Annotated in this window: 13 protein-coding genes; 6 read left to right on the forward strand and 7 right to left on the reverse strand. The window is 72.7% G+C overall.

Annotated features, from left to right (window positions below; genetic code table 11):
- Positions 1 to 2 precede the first annotated feature (2 nt).
- Positions 3 to 3,098, forward strand: coding sequence for a bifunctional [glutamine synthetase] adenylyltransferase/[glutamine synthetase]-adenylyl-L-tyrosine phosphorylase (locus ACFHW1_RS10105; protein ID WP_416567543.1), 3,096 nt, complete (start codon positions 3 to 5; stop codon positions 3,096 to 3,098).
- Positions 3,091 to 4,623, forward strand: a complete 1,533-nt coding sequence (gene mptB, locus ACFHW1_RS10110) for a polyprenol phosphomannose-dependent alpha 1,6 mannosyltransferase MptB (protein ID WP_416551465.1) — start codon at positions 3,091 to 3,093, stop codon at positions 4,621 to 4,623. Before ACFHW1_RS10105 ends, mptB begins: the two co-directional genes overlap by 8 nt.
- A gap of 102 nt (positions 4,624 to 4,725) precedes the next feature.
- On the opposite strand, the gene glnA is transcribed toward mptB, so the two are convergent.
- Positions 4,726 to 6,150, reverse strand: a complete 1,425-nt coding sequence (gene glnA, locus ACFHW1_RS10115) for a type I glutamate--ammonia ligase (protein ID WP_416551467.1) — start codon at positions 6,148 to 6,150, stop codon at positions 4,726 to 4,728.
- A gap of 260 nt (positions 6,151 to 6,410) precedes the next feature.
- Here glnA and ACFHW1_RS10120 point away from each other — a divergent pair, with 260 nt between their 5' ends.
- Complete coding sequence (locus ACFHW1_RS10120) at positions 6,411 to 6,755, forward strand: RDD family protein (protein ID WP_278174568.1); 345 nt, start codon at positions 6,411 to 6,413, stop codon at positions 6,753 to 6,755.
- 60 nt (positions 6,756 to 6,815) lie between these two features.
- Here the strand turns inward: ACFHW1_RS10120 and ACFHW1_RS10125 are convergent, their stop codons facing one another.
- The 4 genes from ACFHW1_RS10125 to ACFHW1_RS10140 all read right to left on the reverse strand — a co-directional run bounded on the left by ACFHW1_RS10125 (position 6,816) and on the right by ACFHW1_RS10140 (position 11,220).
- Complete coding sequence (locus ACFHW1_RS10125; RefSeq protein WP_416551469.1) at positions 6,816 to 7,505, reverse strand: DUF4191 domain-containing protein; 690 nt, start codon at positions 7,503 to 7,505, stop codon at positions 6,816 to 6,818.
- A gap of 44 nt (positions 7,506 to 7,549) precedes the next feature.
- Positions 7,550 to 8,491 carry a lipoyl synthase gene (gene lipA / locus ACFHW1_RS10130; RefSeq protein ID WP_416551471.1) on the reverse strand — a complete coding sequence of 314 codons (942 nt, stop codon included), beginning with the start codon at positions 8,489 to 8,491 and terminating at the stop codon, positions 7,550 to 7,552.
- A 122-nt stretch (positions 8,492 to 8,613) separates the two neighbouring features.
- On the reverse strand, positions 8,614 to 9,255 hold the full coding sequence (gene lipB, locus ACFHW1_RS10135; RefSeq protein WP_416589652.1) for a lipoyl(octanoyl) transferase LipB: 642 nt from the start codon (positions 9,253 to 9,255) through the stop codon (positions 8,614 to 8,616).
- Between the two features lie 51 nt (positions 9,256 to 9,306).
- The gene (locus tag ACFHW1_RS10140) at positions 9,307 to 11,220 is read right to left on the reverse strand and encodes a DUF2079 domain-containing protein (RefSeq protein ID WP_416615302.1); all 1,914 of its coding nucleotides are present in this window, start codon (positions 11,218 to 11,220) and stop codon (positions 9,307 to 9,309) included.
- Positions 11,221 to 11,336: 116 nt separating this feature from the next.
- Here ACFHW1_RS10140 and ACFHW1_RS10145 point away from each other — a divergent pair, with 116 nt between their 5' ends.
- The 3 genes from ACFHW1_RS10145 to ACFHW1_RS10155 are packed head-to-tail and all read left to right on the forward strand — an operon-like array spanning position 11,337 to position 13,740.
- Complete coding sequence (locus ACFHW1_RS10145; protein WP_416551477.1) at positions 11,337 to 12,314, forward strand: ATP-binding protein; 978 nt, start codon at positions 11,337 to 11,339, stop codon at positions 12,312 to 12,314.
- Between the two features lie 21 nt (positions 12,315 to 12,335).
- Positions 12,336 to 12,728, forward strand: coding sequence for an SCO5389 family protein (locus ACFHW1_RS10150; RefSeq protein ID WP_416551479.1), 393 nt, complete (start codon positions 12,336 to 12,338; stop codon positions 12,726 to 12,728).
- Positions 12,718 to 13,740 (forward strand): LLM class flavin-dependent oxidoreductase, encoded by a 1,023-nt coding sequence (locus tag ACFHW1_RS10155; protein ID WP_416551481.1) that lies wholly within the window; start codon positions 12,718 to 12,720, stop codon positions 13,738 to 13,740. The genes ACFHW1_RS10150 and ACFHW1_RS10155 overlap by 11 nt, the downstream gene beginning before the upstream one ends.
- Positions 13,741 to 13,784: 44 nt before the next feature.
- On the opposite strand, the gene ACFHW1_RS10160 is transcribed toward ACFHW1_RS10155, so the two are convergent.
- Both ACFHW1_RS10160 and sucB read right to left on the reverse strand, forming a co-directional pair.
- The gene (locus ACFHW1_RS10160; RefSeq protein WP_416567545.1) at positions 13,785 to 14,687 is read right to left on the reverse strand and encodes a TIGR01777 family oxidoreductase; all 903 of its coding nucleotides are present in this window, start codon (positions 14,685 to 14,687) and stop codon (positions 13,785 to 13,787) included.
- Positions 14,688 to 14,822: 135 nt separating this feature from the next.
- Entirely contained in the window at positions 14,823 to 16,649 is a 1,827-nt protein-coding gene (gene sucB / locus ACFHW1_RS10165; protein ID WP_416567546.1) for a 2-oxoglutarate dehydrogenase, E2 component, dihydrolipoamide succinyltransferase, read from the reverse strand.
- Positions 16,650 to 16,661 lie beyond the last annotated feature (12 nt).

Consider the following 16,661-nt stretch of genomic DNA (forward strand, 5'->3'; position numbering starts at 1 on the left):
CGATGACCAGACCGACCAGTGCCACCGGCCGGCTCGCCCGATACGGCTTCGACGTCAGCGGCACGGACACCGTCCGGGCCGCCGACCTGCTCGGCCCCGACGGGCTCGGGCTGTGGCAGGTACAGGCGCAGCAGCCCGTCGACCCGCCGGCCGCCGAACTGCTGACCGCACTGTCCCGGGCCGCCGACCCCGATCTGGCGCTGCGCCAGCTGCACCGGCTCGTCGAGGCGCAGCGGCGCGGCACCGGCACCGGCGGCTTCGGCACCGGCGGGTCGCCGGTGCTCGACGCCCTGCACGCCGACCCCGGTCTGCGTCGACGGCTGATCGCCGTCCTCGGTGCCTCATCCAGTCTCGGCGACCATCTGGTCGCCAACCCGGACCAGTGGTCGGTGCTCGCCACCGAGAACGGGGTGGCCCCCACCGCCGACGGTGTCCTCGCCGTCGCCCCGACCATCGCCGACGCCGCGTCGACCGTCGAGACGGCCGCTGGTTCGACCGCCGCGCCGACCCCGCTGGTCGGCGCGGCGGCGATCACCGCGCTGCGCCAGGCGTACCGGTTGGCCCTGCTGCGTATCGCGGCGGCCGACCTGACCGGGGGACGGTGCCTGGAACAGACCATGGCGGCGTTGTCCGCGCTGGCCGACGCGACCCTGTCCGCCGCGTACGACATCGCCGTCGCCGAGCTGCCCGACGGCAGCGGCCCGCCCGGCCTCGCCGTGGTGGCGATGGGCAAGTGCGGCGGCAACGAGCTGAACTACGTCTCCGACGTGGACGTGATTTTCGTCGCCGCCGACAACGCCGACCTGACGGTTGCCACCACCGTCGCCACCCGGTTGATCCACATCTGCGGGTTGGTGGCCTGGCCGGTGGACGCCGCGCTGCGCCCGGAAGGCAACCGGGGGCCGCTGGTCCGTACCCTCGGCAGCCACCTCGCCTACTACCAGCGGTGGGCCCGAACCTGGGAGTTCCAGGCGCTGCTCAAGGCCCGGCCGGCGGCCGGCGACCGCGACCTCGCGCAGGAGTGGATCCGGCTGCTGTCGCCGCTGGTCTGGCATGCCGCCGAGCGCCCGGAGGCGGTCGAGGACGTGCGCGCCATGCGCCGCCGGATCATCGAGAACGTCCCGCCCCGCGAGCTGGAACGCGAGATCAAACGCGGCCCCGGCGGGCTGCGCGACATCGAGTTCGCCGTCCAGCTGCTGCAACTGGTGCATGGTCGGGTCGACGAGACGCTGCGGGCCCCCGGCACGCTGCCCACCCTGCGGGCCTTGGTCGCCGGCGGGTACGTCGGCCGCGCCGACGGCGAGGCGCTGCTGCGCGGCTACCGGTTCCTGCGCGGTGTCGAGCACCGGCTGCAACTGCAGGGGCTGCGCCGTACCCATACCGTGCCGGCCGACCCGGTGGCGCTGCGCTGGCTCGCCCAGGCCCTCGGCTATGCCTCGACGCCCGAAACCGACGTCGTCGAGGCATTCCGGGCCGACTGGGTCAGCCACGCCACCGAGGTACGCCGGCTGCACGCCAAGCTGCTCTACCGGCCGCTGCTCGAATCAGTCGCCCGGGTGCCGGCCGAGTCGCTGCGGATGACCCCGCAGGCCGCCCGGCGCCGGCTCGAGGTGCTGGGCTTCGCCGACCCGGCCGGGGCGCTGCGGCATCTGGAAGCGCTCACCGGCGGCGTCTCCCGGACCGCCGCCATCCAGCGCACCCTGTTGCCGGTGCTGCTGCAGGAGTTCGCCGACGCTCCCCAGCCGGACCGGGGGCTGCTGAGCTACCGGCAGGTTTCCGACAAGCTCGGCAGCACCCCCTGGTATCTGCGGCTGCTGCGCGACGAAGGCCTGGTCGCCGGCCGGCTCGCCCGTACCCTCGGGCTGTCCCGGTACGCCGCCGACCTGCTGGCCCGCGAGCCCGAGGCGCTGCGGATGCTGGCGGCCGACGCCGAGCTCACCCCGCGCGACGCGGCGGTGCTGCGCGCCGGCTTCGATGCCGCTGCGGCCCGCCACCTTGGCAGCGGTGGCGGCGAGCCGCCGGATCCGGTCCAGGCGGTCTGCGCCGTGCGGGCCCTGCGCCGCCGCGAACTGCTCCGGCTGGCCTGCGCCGACGTGCTCAACCGGGCCGGCGCGCTGGCCCCGGCCCGGGAAGCCCGGGGCCGGCTCGACGTGGCCGCCGTCGGTGCCGGGCTGTCCGCCGTGGCCGACGCCACGCTCGCCGCCGCGCTGCGGGTCGCGGTCGAGACTGTGCCGCCGCCGGATGGTCTGCGGTTCGCGATCATCGGCATGGGCCGCCTCGGCGGGTACGAGATGAGCTACTCCTCCGACGCCGACGTGCTCTTCGTCTACGACCCACCGCCCGGCCTCGCCGACGACGAGGCCAGCGCCGCCGCCCGGGCGGTCGCCGAGGAACTGCGCCGGCTGCTCGGCATGCCGGCCCCCGATCCACCGCTCGGGGTGGACGCCGACCTGCGCCCCGAAGGCCGGCAGGGGCCGCTGGTGCGCAGCCTCGCAGCGTACGCCCAGTACTACGCCCGGTGGGCGAAGGTGTGGGAGGCGCAAGCTTTGCTGCGGGCCCGGTTCGTCTGCGGCGACCCGTCGCTGGGCGAGGAGTTCGTCGCCGTCGCCGACCCGGTCCGCTACCCGGCCGGCGGGTTGGGCCGGGAGCAGGTCGTCGAGATCCGCCGGATCAAGGCCCGGGTGGAGACCGAACGACTGCCGCGCGGCGCCGACCCGGCCACTCACACCAAGCTCGGCCGGGGCGGGCTCGCCGACGTCGAATGGGCGGTGCAGTTGACCCAGCTGCGGCACGGGCACGCGGTGCCGGCGCTGCGCGACACCCGTACCCTGGTCGCGCTGGCTGCGGCCCGCGACGCCGGCCTGGTCGACGGGGCCGACGCGACCGCGCTGCACGACGGATGGGTCCTCGCCTCCCGGGTCCGCGACGCGCTGATGCTGGTCCGGGGCCGGGCCACCGACCAACTGCCCCGGCACGGTGCCGAGCTGGCCGGGGTGGTCCGGTTGCTCGGCGGTACCGACCCCGGCCAGTTCCTGGACGGCTACCTGCGGACCGCCCGCCGCTGCCGGGCCGCAGCGGAGCGGGTCCTCGGTGCCTGACCGCTGCGGCGACGCCGGAACGCGGTACCACCTCATCCGCTACGTCGGTCTGGCCGGCGCGGTCGCCCTCGCGGTCGCCGCCGGCCTGGGCGGCGCGCTGCCCGAACCACCGGCCGCCGGCTGGGCGGTCTTCACCAGCGGAACCGGCGTGCTCAGCGTGCTCGCCTGGGCCGCCGGCACCGGTGCGATGGTGTGGGCCTGGTGGTCGGCCCGGCACGGTGTGCCGTCGGTACGGTGGGCGTCGACCACCGTCGGCATCTGGGCGGTGCCGCTGCTGGTGGCGCCGCCGCTGGGCAGCCGGGACATCTACTCGTACGCCTGCCAGGGCTGGATCCTGCGCGACGGTGGCGACCCGTACTCCGGAGTGGCCGGTCAGGGCTGTCCCTGGGTCGACGCGGTCGCCCCGTTGTGGCGCGACACCCCGGCCCCGTACGGGCCACTGGTCGTCTGGCTCGCCGGGCTGGCGGTCGCGGTCGGTGCCGGTCTGACCGGCACCCTGCTGGCGCTGCGGCTGACCGCCGTGGCCGGGCTGGTGCTGGTGGCGGTGGCGCTGCCCGGTCTGGCCGCCAGGTGCGGCCTGCCGGCCGGCCGGGCGCTCTGGCTGACCTTGGGCTGCCCGGTGGCGCTGATCCACCTGGTCTCGGGGGCGCACAACGACGCGTTGATGGTCGGTCTGCTGGTCGCGGCGTTATGGGTGATCGCCGCCGGATCGGCCCGTGTGACCGATCCAGGGACCGACGGCATCGGTGGTGCGTCGGTGGCGACCGTCGCCGGTGGGCTGCTGCTCGGGCTGGCCGTCGCGGTGAAGGCGACGGCCCTGGTGGTCGTACCGTTCGCGGCGGTGCTCGCGGTGGCCGGGCCGCGCCGACCGGCCGCCCTGGTACGGGCCGGGGCGCTGGTGGTGGCGGGGGCGGTCGGCGCGGTCGCGGCCACCACGGCGCTGTCCGGGCTCGGTCTGGGCTGGGTGAACGGGCTGTCCCGCAGCGGCGACTCGCGGCAGTGGACCTCGCCGCCGACCGCTGTCGGGCTGCTGATCGACTACCTGGGGCGGCTGGTCGGGGTGCGACTGGACGCGGTGGGGGCGGTCCGCGTGGTGGGCCTGGCGCTGCTCGCCGGTTTCCTCGTGTGGCTGTGGTGGCGGGTGTGGCGCGGCGGTGACCCGTTGTCCGGCTGGCGGGGCCCGGACGGTCGTGCCGTGCCGGTGGCGGACTCCGTCGGCCCACCGGCGACCTGGGACCGGGGGACCGTGGTGTTCGGGGCAGGGCTGGCGCTGGCCGCCACGGTGCTCGCCGCGCCGGTCGTCTACCCGTGGTATCTGAGCTGGCCGTTGGCGTTGCTGGCCGCCGCCGCGTACCGCACCGGGTGGTTCCTGCTGCCGGTGGCGGTCGCCGGTTTCCTGGTCCTGCCGGACGGTTCGGGGGTCGCCGCGCTCACCAAGGCGCCGGGCACGGTGGCCATGTGCGCGCTGATCGTCGTGCTGGTGGTGCGGGCGGTCCGATCCGCCCGGCACCCCGACGCGAGCTGACGGACGTCGGACGAGACCGGGGCGGGCAGCGAAACGGCGGTGGGGGCGAGCCGAGGCCCGCCCCCACCGCCGTCGTCCAGTGCTGGACCGGCGCGGCCGGAATCAGCAGTCGAAGTACATTGCGAACTCGTGCGGGGTCGGCCGCAGGCGGACCGGGTCGACCTCGTTGGACCGCTTCCAGTCGATCCAGGTGGAGACGAGGTCCGGCGTGAAGACCCCACCCTCAAGCAGGAAGTCGTGGTCGGCCTCCAGCGAGTCCAGCACGGCCGGCAGCGAACCCGGCACCTGCTTGACGTTGCCCCACTCCTCCGGCGGCAGGTCGTACAGGTCCTTGTCGATTGGCTCCGGCGGCTCGATCTTGGTCTTGATGCCGTCCAGACCGGCCATCAGCATGGCCGAGAAGGCCAGGTAGACGTTGGCCGACGGGTCCGGCACCCGGAACTCGACCCGCTTGGCCTTGCCGTTGCTGCCGGTAACCGGGATGCGGGTGCAGGCGGACCGGTTGCGCTGCGAGTACACCAGGTTGACCGGTGCCTCGAAGCCGGGCACCAGCCGGCGGTACGAGTTGACCGTCGGGTTGGTGAAGGCCAGCAGCGACGGCGCGTGGTGCAGCAGACCGCCGATGTACCAGCGGGCGGTGTCCGACAGGCCGGCGTAGCCGGTCTCGTCGTAGAACAGCGGCTCACCATTGAGCCACAGACTCTGGTGGGTGTGCATGCCGGAGCCGTTGTCGCCGAACAGCGGCTTCGGCATGAAGGTCGCCGTCTTGCCGCTGGCCCAGGCGGTGTTCTTCACGATGTACTTGAACAGCTGCAGCTGGTCGCCGGCGTGCAGCAGGGTGGAGAACTTGTAGTTGATTTCGGCCTGGCCGGCGGTGCCGACCTCGTGGTGCGACCGCTCCACGGTGAAGCCGGTGTCGATCAGCTTGCGGACGATCTTGTCACGCAGGTCGGCGTAGTGGTCGACCGGTGGCACCGGGAAGTAGCCGCCCTTGTAGTTGGTCTTGTACCCGCGGTTGCCGCCCTCTTCCTCGCGACCGCTGTTCCACCAGCCCTCAATCGAGTCGATGTAGTAGTAGGCCTGGTTCGCGGAGGTCTCGTGGCGGATCGAGTCGAAGATGTAGAACTCCGCCTCGGGCCCGAAGTAGGCGGTGTCGGCGATGCCGCTCGCCGCCAGGTAGGCCTCCGCCTTCTTGGCCACGTTGCGCGGGTCCCGGGAGTACGGCTCCCGGGTGAACGGGTCGTGGATGAAGAAGTTGAGCGCCAGCGTCTTCTCGATCCGGAACGGGTCGATGAAGGCGGTGGCGACATCCGGCAGCAGCAGCATGTCCGACTCGTGGATCGCCTGGAAACCACGGATCGAAGACCCGTCGAAGGCGAGGCCGGTGGTGAAAATGTCCTCGTCGACCGACTCGACCGGCAAGTTGAAGTGCTGCATCACGCCGGGCAGGTCACAGAAGCGTACGTCGACGAATTTCACGCCCTCGTCTTTGAGGTACCGCAGTAGTTCCTCGGGATTGGCGAACACACGTCCTCCTGGCACGTCGCACTGATGGCTATGCTGGTCGCGACGCTATGGCCGCAGGGTTGCCCCACCATGTCTCTAATGTTTCCGCCGTGTTACGTCCGGTGCGGAGCGTGATCCCGACCAATCGTCCCCCGCAGGATACGGCAGACGGCCCAGACTAGTCTGGCCGTTCGTGGGTATCGGGAGGGGGCAGCGTGGCGGCAAGCGCAAATGCGGCTGCGGGTGGAGCGACCGGTGGCCCGGCGGGGCAGGGTGACGAGGTGCCGAGTCTGCTACGACGAACCGGCGCTCTGGTGATTGATTGGCTACTTTGTGTGCTAATCTCCAGCCTTTTCGCCGACCCGGCCCGCTCCGGCTGGCCACCGGTGGTGGTGCTGATCGCCGAGTACGGCTTCTTCCTGGGCCTGTTCGCCCAGACCCCGGGGATGTGGCTGGCCAGGATCCGGTGCGTCTCGGACGCCGACGGCGGCCGGATCGGCGTACCCCGGGCACTGCTGCGCGGACTGCTGCTGGCCCTGGTGATCCCGCCCCTGGTGATGGACGGGCGGCGGCGCGGCCTGCACGACCGGGCCGCCGGATCGGTCGTCGTCGCCGCCCCCCGCTGACCCACGACCGCACCGCCCGGCCCGCGACCCGGGTCGGACCGCAATGGCGGCGACCGCCGGTCAGCGGCCGCGGGTCTGCCGGAAGGCGCCCTTCGGCGGGCGCATGTTCTTCGGAATGGCGCCCTTGGGTATTTGCGGCCGGGCCGACAACGCGGTCAGCCGCTTGTCCAACGCGTTGACGTCCTTGCCGGTCAGGTTGCGCGGCAAGCGCATCAACGTCGTACGCATCTTGCGGATCGACAACTCGCCCTCGTCGGTGCCGATCACGTAGTCGTACAGCGGCGCACTGCCGATCACCTTCGCCAGCCGCCGCTTCTCCTGACCGAGCAGCCCCCGGACCCGCTGTGGGTTGCCCTCGGCGAGCAGGATCACCCCGGGCCGCCCGATCACCAGGTGGACCATGTCCATCTGGGTGGTCGAACTGACCGCCGGCGTCACCCGCCAGTCGCCGCGCATGTTCTCCAGCAGCGAGGCCGCCGCACCCGGCTGGCCCTCGGCGACGTTCATCATCGCCGTGTTCGACCGCAGGTTCAGCACGATCAGTACGGCGAGCAGCGCCACCAGGATGCCGACCGGTAGCCACATCCACCCCAAGGCGATCACCACCGGTACGGTGATCGCCAGCGGCAGCACGACGGCGGCCACCGCCAGCGGGACGAACCACTTGTCGCGCTTGGCGGTGAACGAGAACACCATGCCGATCTGCTTCAGCCGCTGGCCGAACGACACCTTCTCCTGGGGTTTCGCCATGCGAGGGAGTCTAGTTGCCGGGGGCGAAGCCGTTCACCGGGCGGTCAGCCGGCCAGCGGCTGGGCCTCGCGCTGGCGCAGCGCCTGCCGGTAGAGCCGGCCGGCGCGGTACGACGAACGCACCAGCGGGCCGCTCATCACCCCGGAAAAGCCGATCTGCTCGGCCTCCTCGCGCAGCTCGACGAACTCCTCCGGCTTGACCCAGCGCTGCACCGGGTGATGCCGCGGCGTCGGGCGCAGATACTGGGTGATGGTGACCAGCTCGCACCCGGCGGCGTGCAGATCGCGCAGCGCCTGTGACACCTCGGAGCGCTCCTCGCCGAGGCCGAGGATCAAGTTGGACTTGGCCACCAGACCGGCCGTGCGGGCCCGGGTGAGCACCTGGAGCGAGCGCTCGTACCGGAAGGCCGGCCGGATCCGCTTGAAGATCCGGGGCACCGTCTCGACGTTGTGGGCGAGCACCTCCGGTCGGGCGGCGAACACCTCGTCGAGCTGGCCGGCGTCGCCGTTGAAATCCGGGATCAGCAACTCGACGCCGCAGCCGGGCCGCAGTGCGTGAATCTGCCGGACGGTCTCGGCGTACAGCCAGGCACCCCCGTCGGGCAGGTCGTCGCGGGCCACCCCGGTGACCGTGGCGTAGCGCAGATCCATCGCCGCGACCGACTCGCCGACCCGGCGGGGCTCGTCGGCGTCGAACTCGGCCGGTTTGCCGGTGTCGATCTGACAGAAGTCGCAGCGCCGGGTGCACTGGTCCCCACCGATGAGGAAGGTGGCCTCCCGGTCTTCCCAACACTCGTAGATGTTGGGGCAGCCGGCCTCCTGACAGACGGTGTGCAGCCCTTCCCGTTGCACCAGCCCGCGCAGCTCGGTGAACTCGGGCCCCATCCTGGCCTTGACCTTGATCCACGGGGGTTTGCGCTCGATCGGGGTCTCGGCGTTGCGGACCTCCAGGCGCAGCAGGCGTCGTCCCTCCGGAGCAATGGTCACCCTTGCCAGCCTACGCCGGCCGATGCCCGCTCGGGCGGTTGGGCGACCGTGCGGCCGCCGTTCACCGGGTGAGTTGGCTCACCCGAGGCATCGATCGGCCGGCGGACCCGAGAGCTGCCGGCTCACCCGAGCGTGGCCAGGTGCCGTTCGACGACCGGCAGCACCTCGGCGACGGTCACCGGCCGGCCGAGCTCGGCGCTCAGCGAGGTGACGCCGACGTCGCGCAGACCGCACGGCACGATCCGGTCGTACGCCGTCAGGTCCGGATCGCAGTTGATCGCGAAGCCGTGCTGGGTGACCCCGCGGGCGACCCGGATGCCGATCGCCGCCACCTTGCGGGCCGGTCCACGGTCGTCGGCCGGCACCCAGACGCCGCTGTGGTTCGGCCCGTCGAGGCGGGTGGCGGCCAGCCCGAACTCGGCGCAGACGTCGATCAGCAGCTGTTCGACCCGGCGTACGTAGGCGACCACGTCGATCGGTTCCGGCAACCGGACGATGGGGTAGCCGACCAGCTGCCCCGGGCCGTGCCAGGTGATCTTGCCGCCCCGGTCGACGTCCACCACCGGGGTGCCGTCCACCGGGCGGTCCCACGGTTCGGTGCGCTTGCCGGCCGTGTACACGCTCGGGTGCTCCAGCAGGAGCACGGTGTCCGGCTCCTCGCCGGCGACCACGGCGGCGTGCAGTCGACGCTGCTCCTGCCAGGCGATCTGGTAGTCGACGACTCCGGCTCGGACCCCGCGCGCGCGGGGAAGGGTGCTGGTCACGCCGTCCAGCCTAGTCCGTTACCGGTCGGTCGGGCCGGTCCGTGGTCCGGCTCACCAGCCGCCTTCGGGCGCCGGCCAGAGCCAGACGTCGGTGATCCGCTGCGGCGGGCCGAGCAGTTCGGTGGTCGCGGTCAGCAGGGCCTCGGCGTCGACCGGGAACTTCGCCCCGTGCACCTGGTCGGCGAGCACCACCGCCTCGGCGTCCCAGTACCGCAGGTCGGCGCGGGCGGCGGCCCGGTCGGCGTCGGTGATCGGCGGCACCACGCCGGTGCGGGCGACCTCGTGCAGCAGCCCGTCGGTGGCCCGGGGGACCGGTCCGATCCGGCCCCGGCCGTCCGGTCCGCCGGGGCCGAGGAAGAAGCCGGACGGGATGGCGAACTCGCCCTGCCGGTGCGCGAACGCGTACGCCTGCCAGCGTTGACCGTCGGGGAGCACGTCGAGGGTGAACGGCACCGGGGCGAGCACCCCGCCCCGGCTGACGTGGTCGCGCCAGGCACCGGAGGTGATGAAGTCCGGGATCGGCTCCCGTTCGATGGTGAGCAGACTGGCCGGGGTCAGCGGCAGCAGCGCCGCAGCGAACGCTGCTGCCCACCACCGGCCGTACCGCGCCTGCCCGGCCGCCCGACGGGTGAGTAGCAGGCTCAGTGTCAGCGCCAGCAGGATGCCGATGACCGGGGTGACCACCATGGCCAGCCGGGCCGGCAGCGCGGCGTTGAACACCGGTGCGCCGGCCAACGGGGCGTACGGCAGCGGGATGTCGGTGATCGTCCCGCCGATCTTCAGTCGGGGGCCGAGGGATAGCACCGCGAACAGTGCGGCGGTGACGGCGAGGGCCCGCAGCGTGGCCCGGCGGCCGGGATCGGCGGCCCGCCAGAGCAGCACCAGGCAGCCGACGGTCAACATCAGCAGCGGTACGCCGAAGAAGCTGTTCTCCTCGGTCTCGTTCGGCGCCAGCCCGGTGCCCAGCCCGGCGACACCGGCGAGCGAGCGTTCTGGGAACGCCCCGTAGGCGAGGATGTCCTCGCTGTGCACCCGGGCGTCGAAACCGGTGCCGTGGAACACCTGCGGGCCGAAGAAGTGCAACCACAACGGGTACGCCAACAGTGCGGTCGCCGCGACCGCAGTGAGCGCTAGGCCGCGCAGCAGTCGGGGGAGCGCGTCGCGGACCTCGGCGGCGCGGCTGCGGTCCAGCGCCGAGACGCCGAGGAACACGCCGCAGGCCAGGGCGGTGAAGAACAGGCCCTCGGCGGCGATCGAGAAGGCCGCCGCGACGAGCGGGCCGAGGATCAGGCCGTTGCGCACCCAGCCGCCCCGGTCCAGCGGCCGCGCCCCGGGGCGCCCACGCAGCGCGAGGACCCGCCAGACGATGATCGGCACCAGCCAGCCGGCGGTCCAGTTGAGGTGGGCGTTGGCGTGCGACACCATCGCCGGCGCGAAGCCGCAGAACAGTCCGCCGACGGCGGCCGCCAGCCGGGACGGCACGAACGGCGCGCCGTTGTCGCCGGTGGGCAGCCGGGACAGCAGCCAGTACCAGGCGAAAGCGGTGCCGGCCAGGTTGAGGGTGAGGATGACCAGGAAGGTCGCCGGTGGCCCGATCAGGAAGGTCAGCGGCGCGAACAGCACCGCGTACACGGTGATCGAGGTGTTGACCGCGAGATTCACCCCGTCGGGGGCGTTGAGCAGGTAGGTGAACAACGGGTTCTCGCCGTGGGTCAGCGCGTACGCCCCATAGCCGAGTAGCCACTCGAACAGCGCCTGGTCGCTGGAGTTGACGGTGATCGCCCGGCTGTCCGGCCCGGCCGACAGCCCGCTGGTGACCCAGCCGGCGAGGGCCACCGCGACCACCGCGACGACCAGGTCGGCGCGCCGGCGGGCCGGGCCGCCGGCCCGGCCCGGTGGACGGCCGCTGGTCACCGGCCGGTCGGTCGCGGCGCTGTCGGGCAGTGGGGACGGAGCGGTCGGCACCGGCGGAGAGTACCAATTTCGCCCGACACGCCCGTGCCGTACCTAGGCTTGACGAAGTTATTGGAAATGACTTCCAATGTACGCGTACCTGTTGAGTTGTTTGGGAGAGATCCACGGTGAAGATCTGTTTTGTCGGTAAGGGTGGCAGCGGCAAGACCACCCTGGCGGCCCTGTTCGCCCGCCACCTCGCGGCCACCCCGGTCGGCGTCGATGGTGCGCCGCCGCTGCTGGCGGTCGACGCCGACATCAACCAGCATCTCGCCGCGGCCCTCGGCGCCAGCGACGACGAGGCGGTGCTGCTGCCGGCGCTGGGCGACCACCTGGCCGACATCAAGGAGTACCTGCGCGGCGACAATTCCCGGATCAGCTCGGCCGCGGCGATGGTCAAGACCACCCCGCCCGGACGTGGCTCGCGGCTGCTCACCGTCGCCGGGGTCAACCGGATCTACGACGCGCTGGTCCGCGAGGTGGCCGGCATTCGGCTCGCCGTGACCGGGCCGTTCGCCACCGACGATCTCGGTGTCGCCTGCTACCACTCCAAGGTCGGCGCGGTGGAACTGCTGCTCAACCACCTGGTCGACGGCGCCGGCGAGTACGTGGTCGTCGACATGACCGCCGGGGCCGACTCGTTCGCTTCCGGGCTGTTCACCCGGTTCGACACCACCTTTCTGGTTTGCGAGCCCACGGTGCGCAGCGTCGGCGTCTACCGGCAGTACGTCGGGTACGCCCGCGACTACGGCGTACGCGTGCACGTGATCGGCAACAAGATCGACGACGAGTCGGACGTGGACTTCCTGCGCGAGCACGTCGGCGCTGACCTGCTGACCTGGATCGGCCGGTCGGCCTTTGTCAAGGCGGCCGAGCGGGGTCGACACCAGCCGATCACCGCGATGGAGCCGGCGAACCGTGACGCGCTGGACACGATGCGTGCGGCCGTCGATGCTTGTGGCAAGGACTGGGCCAGCTACACCCGGCAGGCGGTGGAGTTCCACCTGCGTAACGCCGCCGCCTGGGCCAACGACCGGGTCGGCGAGAACCTCGCCGACCAGGTCGACCCGGAGTTCGTACTCGGGCCAGATCTGCTGGTCCGCTGACCGTCAGCGTGAGGAGAAAGCATGTCCCTCGACGTACCCGCCGCCCTGCTGGAGCGGGCCGAAGCCGGCCGGATCGACGATGCTGAGTTCGTCGACTGCGTACGCCAGTCCCTGCCGTACGCCTGGTCGGTGGTGTCCCAGGTGGCCGCCGAGGCCCAGGGCGGCACGGCCGAGTTCGCCGACCACGCGGTGCCGCCTCCCAGCGAGGCCGAGCGTGGCCAACTGCTGCGGGCGCTGGCCAGCGACGCGATCCGGGGCGGCCTGGAGCGGCACTTCGGCGTCAAGTTCGCCTTCCAGAACTGCCACCGGGTGGCCGCCTTCAAACTCTCCGCCGTCGGCGGTGAGACCTACCAGGAGTTCATCTCCCCGGTGGCCCAGCTGCGCAACCAGTCACCCGAGCTGCGTGACTGCTGATCCGACCACCGCGCCGGTGGCCGGCGACCTGAACCGGCCGGCAGTGGACCTGTTCCTGCTGGCGGCACACGGTCTGCCGGCCACCGTCGACTACGCGCGCGCCGCCGAGGCAGCCGGCCTCGGCGGCGTGTGGCTGGCCGAACACCACTTCGTCTCGTACGGGCAGTGCCCGTCGGCCACCACCCTCGCCGGCTACCTGCTCGGCGCCACCCGTCGGATCGCCGTCGGCACCGCGGCGGCCGTACTGTCCAACCGGCATCCGGTCGCGCTCGCCGAGGAGACGGTCCTGCTGGACACGGTCTCCGCCGGCCGGTTCCGGCTCGGGGTCGCCCGCGGTGGTCCCTGGGTGGATCTGGAGGTCTTCGGTACCGGCCTGGACCGGTACCGGGACGGCTTCGCCGAGTCGCTGGACCTGCTGGGGTGCTGGCTCTCCGGCGCGGCGACGGTCGGGGCCGACGGCGGGTTCTTCACGTTCCGCGACGTGCCGGTGGTGCCCCGACCGGCCCGCCCGATCCCGGTCTGGGTGGCGGCGACCTCGTCGGCGACGGTCGACCTCGCGGCCGCCCGAGGGCATCCGCTGCTGCTCGGGGTGCACGACGACGACGCGGCGAAGGCCGCCACGCTGGCCCGGTACGCCGACGTCGCCGCCGCCAACGGGCACGACCCGGCCGTCGTGCCGCACGCCTCGGTGCATCTGATCGGGCTCGCCGACTCCCGGGCCGCCGCCGAGCGTCAGCTTCGCCGGACCCTGCCACCCTGGCTGGCCACCACCCGGGAGTACGTCCGGATCGACGGCTCGTCGCCGGCCCACCGGGACCTCGACGGCTACGCCGAGCGCCTGCTGCGAATCCACCCACTGGGCAGCGCGGCCGAGTGCGCCGCGCGGCTCGCCGCCAGCGCGGCGACCGTCGGCGCCCACCGGCTGGTGCTGATGGTCGAGGGCGCCGGCCCGGCCGGCACCGGCGACCTGATCACCGCCATCGGCACCGATCTGCTTCCGGCCCTGCTCTGACCGGTCCGGAGCTCTGACCGGTCCGGAAGCCACCCGGTGCGAGGTCACGCCTGCGTCAGGGCGGCGTGCAGCGCGTCCGGCAGGTCCGGGTACCGGTAGGTGAACCCGGCCTCGGTCAGCGCCCCAGGCAACACCCGGGAGGACCGCAGCGCCTCGGTGGCGAACTCGCCCAGCGCCACGTGCAACGCGAACGCCGGGATCGGCAGCACCGCCGGTCGGTGCACCGCCGCCCCGAGCGCCTTGCCGAACGCCGCGTTGGTCACCGGCGCCGGCCCGACCACGTTGACCGGGCCGGAGATGTCATCGTGATCCAGCAGGAAGGTCACCGCCCGCAGCCAGTCCTGCATGGCGATCCACGGCACCCACTGCCGCCCGCTGCCGAGCTTGCCGCCCAGGCCGAGCCGGAACGGCAGCAGCTGCGGCTTGAGCAGACCGCCGTCGCGGTGCAACGGCAGACCGGTGCGCAGCCGGACCACCCGTACGCCGGCGTTCTCGGCCGGCCCGGTGGCCGCCTCCCAGACCCGGGCCACGTCGGCCAGGAAACCCTCACCGGCCGGGGCGTTCTCCTCGACCGGCTGGTCGCCGGTGTCGCCGTACCAGCCGACCGCTGACGAGTTCAGCAGCACCGCCGGTCGGTCCGCTGCCGCAAGCCCGGCCATCGCGGTGGCCAGCGTGGTGGTGCTGTCCACCCGGCTGGACCGGATCAACGCCTTGTAACCGTCGGTCCAACGCTTGTCGCCGACCCCGGCACCGGCCAGGTTGATCACCGCGTCGATGCCGGTGAACACCGCCGGGTCGAGCTGCCCGGCCGACGGCGACCAGCTGAACTCCGCCGGCCCGCGCGCCGGCCGGCGGACCAGTTGTACGGTCTCGTGTCCGCAGCTGTGCAAGTGGTCGGTCAGTCTGGTGCCGAGGAAGCCGGACGCGCCGGCCAGCAGGATGCGCATGCGGACATCTTCGCTGATCGCGGTGGTGCCGGATGCGGACCACCGCCATCCGGTGCAAAACGGCGGTGGGTGCCGGCCGGGATCGGCCGGCACCCACCGCTACGGCAACCGGGGTCGCTCTGTCGTGGAACGCCGTCAGGACAGGCCGAGCTCGCCTTCGAACGCGCCGGCCTCCAGCCGCTCCTTGACCGCGCTGAGGAACCGGGCGGCGTCCGCGCCGTCGACCAGCCGGTGGTCGTAGGACAGCGCCAGGAAGACCATCGACCGGGGTGCGATGATCTCGCCGAGCTCCGGGTCGTCGACCACGGCGGCGCGTTTCACCACCGCTCCGGTGCCGAGGATGGCGGCCTGCGGCAACGGCACGATCGGGGTGTCGAACAGTGCCCCCCGGCTGCCGGTGTTGGTCAGCGTGAAGGTGGCACCGGACAACTCGTCGGGCCCGATCTTGTTGGTCCGGGTCCGCTCGGCCACGTCGGCGATCCGCCGCGCCAGCCCACCGAGGTTGAGGTCGCCGGCGTCACGGATCACCGGCACCAGCAGACCCCGCTCGGTGTCCACCGCCACGCCGAGGTGCTCCCCGTCGGGGTAGGTGATCGTGCCGGCCTGCATGTCGATGGAGGCGTTCACCACCGGGTAGGTGCGCAGTGCCTCCACCGCCGCCAGCGCGAAGAACGGCAGGAACGACAGCTTGACGCCGTGCTTGGCCTGGAAGTCACCCTTGACCCGGGCCCGCAACCGGGCGATCTTGGTCACGTCGACCTCGACGACCGTGGTCAGCTGCGCCGAGCTCTGCAGCGACTCGTGCATCCGCTTGGCGATGACCGTCCGGGTCCGGCTCATCTTCTCGGTCCGGCCCCGCAGCGGGCTGGGCTGTGCCTTCGCCGCCGTCGGTGCCGCGGCCGGTGCCGCCGGCTTGGCCTGTTCGGCCTTGGCCCGCTCGGCGGCGGCCCGCGCCTGTTCGGCCGCGGTCAGCACGTCCTGTTTGCGGATCCGCCCGCCGACCCCGGTGCCGCGCACCGAGGCCAGGTCGACCCCCTGCTCGGCGGCGAGCTTGCGGACCAGCGGGGTGACGTAACCGCCGTCACCGTTGGCGCTGGCCGGCGGGGCCGCCGGTGCGCTCTGCTGTGCCGGTGCTGCGGCCTGCGTGGCCTGCGCCGGAGCGGCGGACTCGGCGGCCGGGGCCGGGCTGGCGTACGACGCACCCGGCTGGGCCGGCGCGGGAGCGGCCGGCTCCGGCTGGGCCGCCGGCGTCGGTTGGGCGGGTTGGGCCTGCGGCGTGGCGGCCGGCTCCGATGCGGCGGCCGGCTCCGGCGCCGCCGGAGCCGAGGCCCCGCCCGGGCTGCCGACCAGTGCCAGTTCGGCACCGACGTCGGCGGTGTCGTCCTCCGGCACCTTGATCTCCAGCAGCGTCCCCGCGACCGGCGACGGGATCTCGGTGTCGACCTTGTCGGTGGAGACCTCCAGCAGCGGTTCGTCGACCTCCACGGAGTCACCGACCTGCTTGAGCCAGCGGGTGACGGTGCCCTCGGTGACGCTCTCGCCGAGAGCCGGCATCCGGACCGCGGTGGCGTCGCCACCGGCCGTCGGTGGGGCGCTGTCGGCCGCCGGCTGGGCCGGCTCCGGCTCGGCCGGCTGTTCCTGCGGCGCGCCAGCGGTGGGCTCGGCGGGGGCGGTCTGCCCACCGTCGTCCTGTCCACCGTCGTCCTGCTGGCCGCCGTCCTCCTGACCGCCGGAGATGACCGCGAGTTCGCTGCCCACCTCGGCGGTCTCGTCCTCGCTCACCACGATCCGGGTGAGCACCCCGGCCGCAGGCGACGGGATCTCGGTGTCGACCTTGTCGGTGGAGACCTCCAGCAGCGGTTCGTCGACCTCGACCCGGTCGCCTTCCTGCTTCAACCAGCGGGTGACGGTGCCCTCGGTGACGCTCTCGCCGAGCCGGGGCATGGTGACCGATACCGGCATATCTACAAGACT

The organism is Micromonospora sp. LOL_014 (assembly GCF_048060245.1).
Taxonomy (GTDB): Bacteria; Actinomycetota; Actinomycetes; order Mycobacteriales; family Micromonosporaceae; genus Micromonospora_E.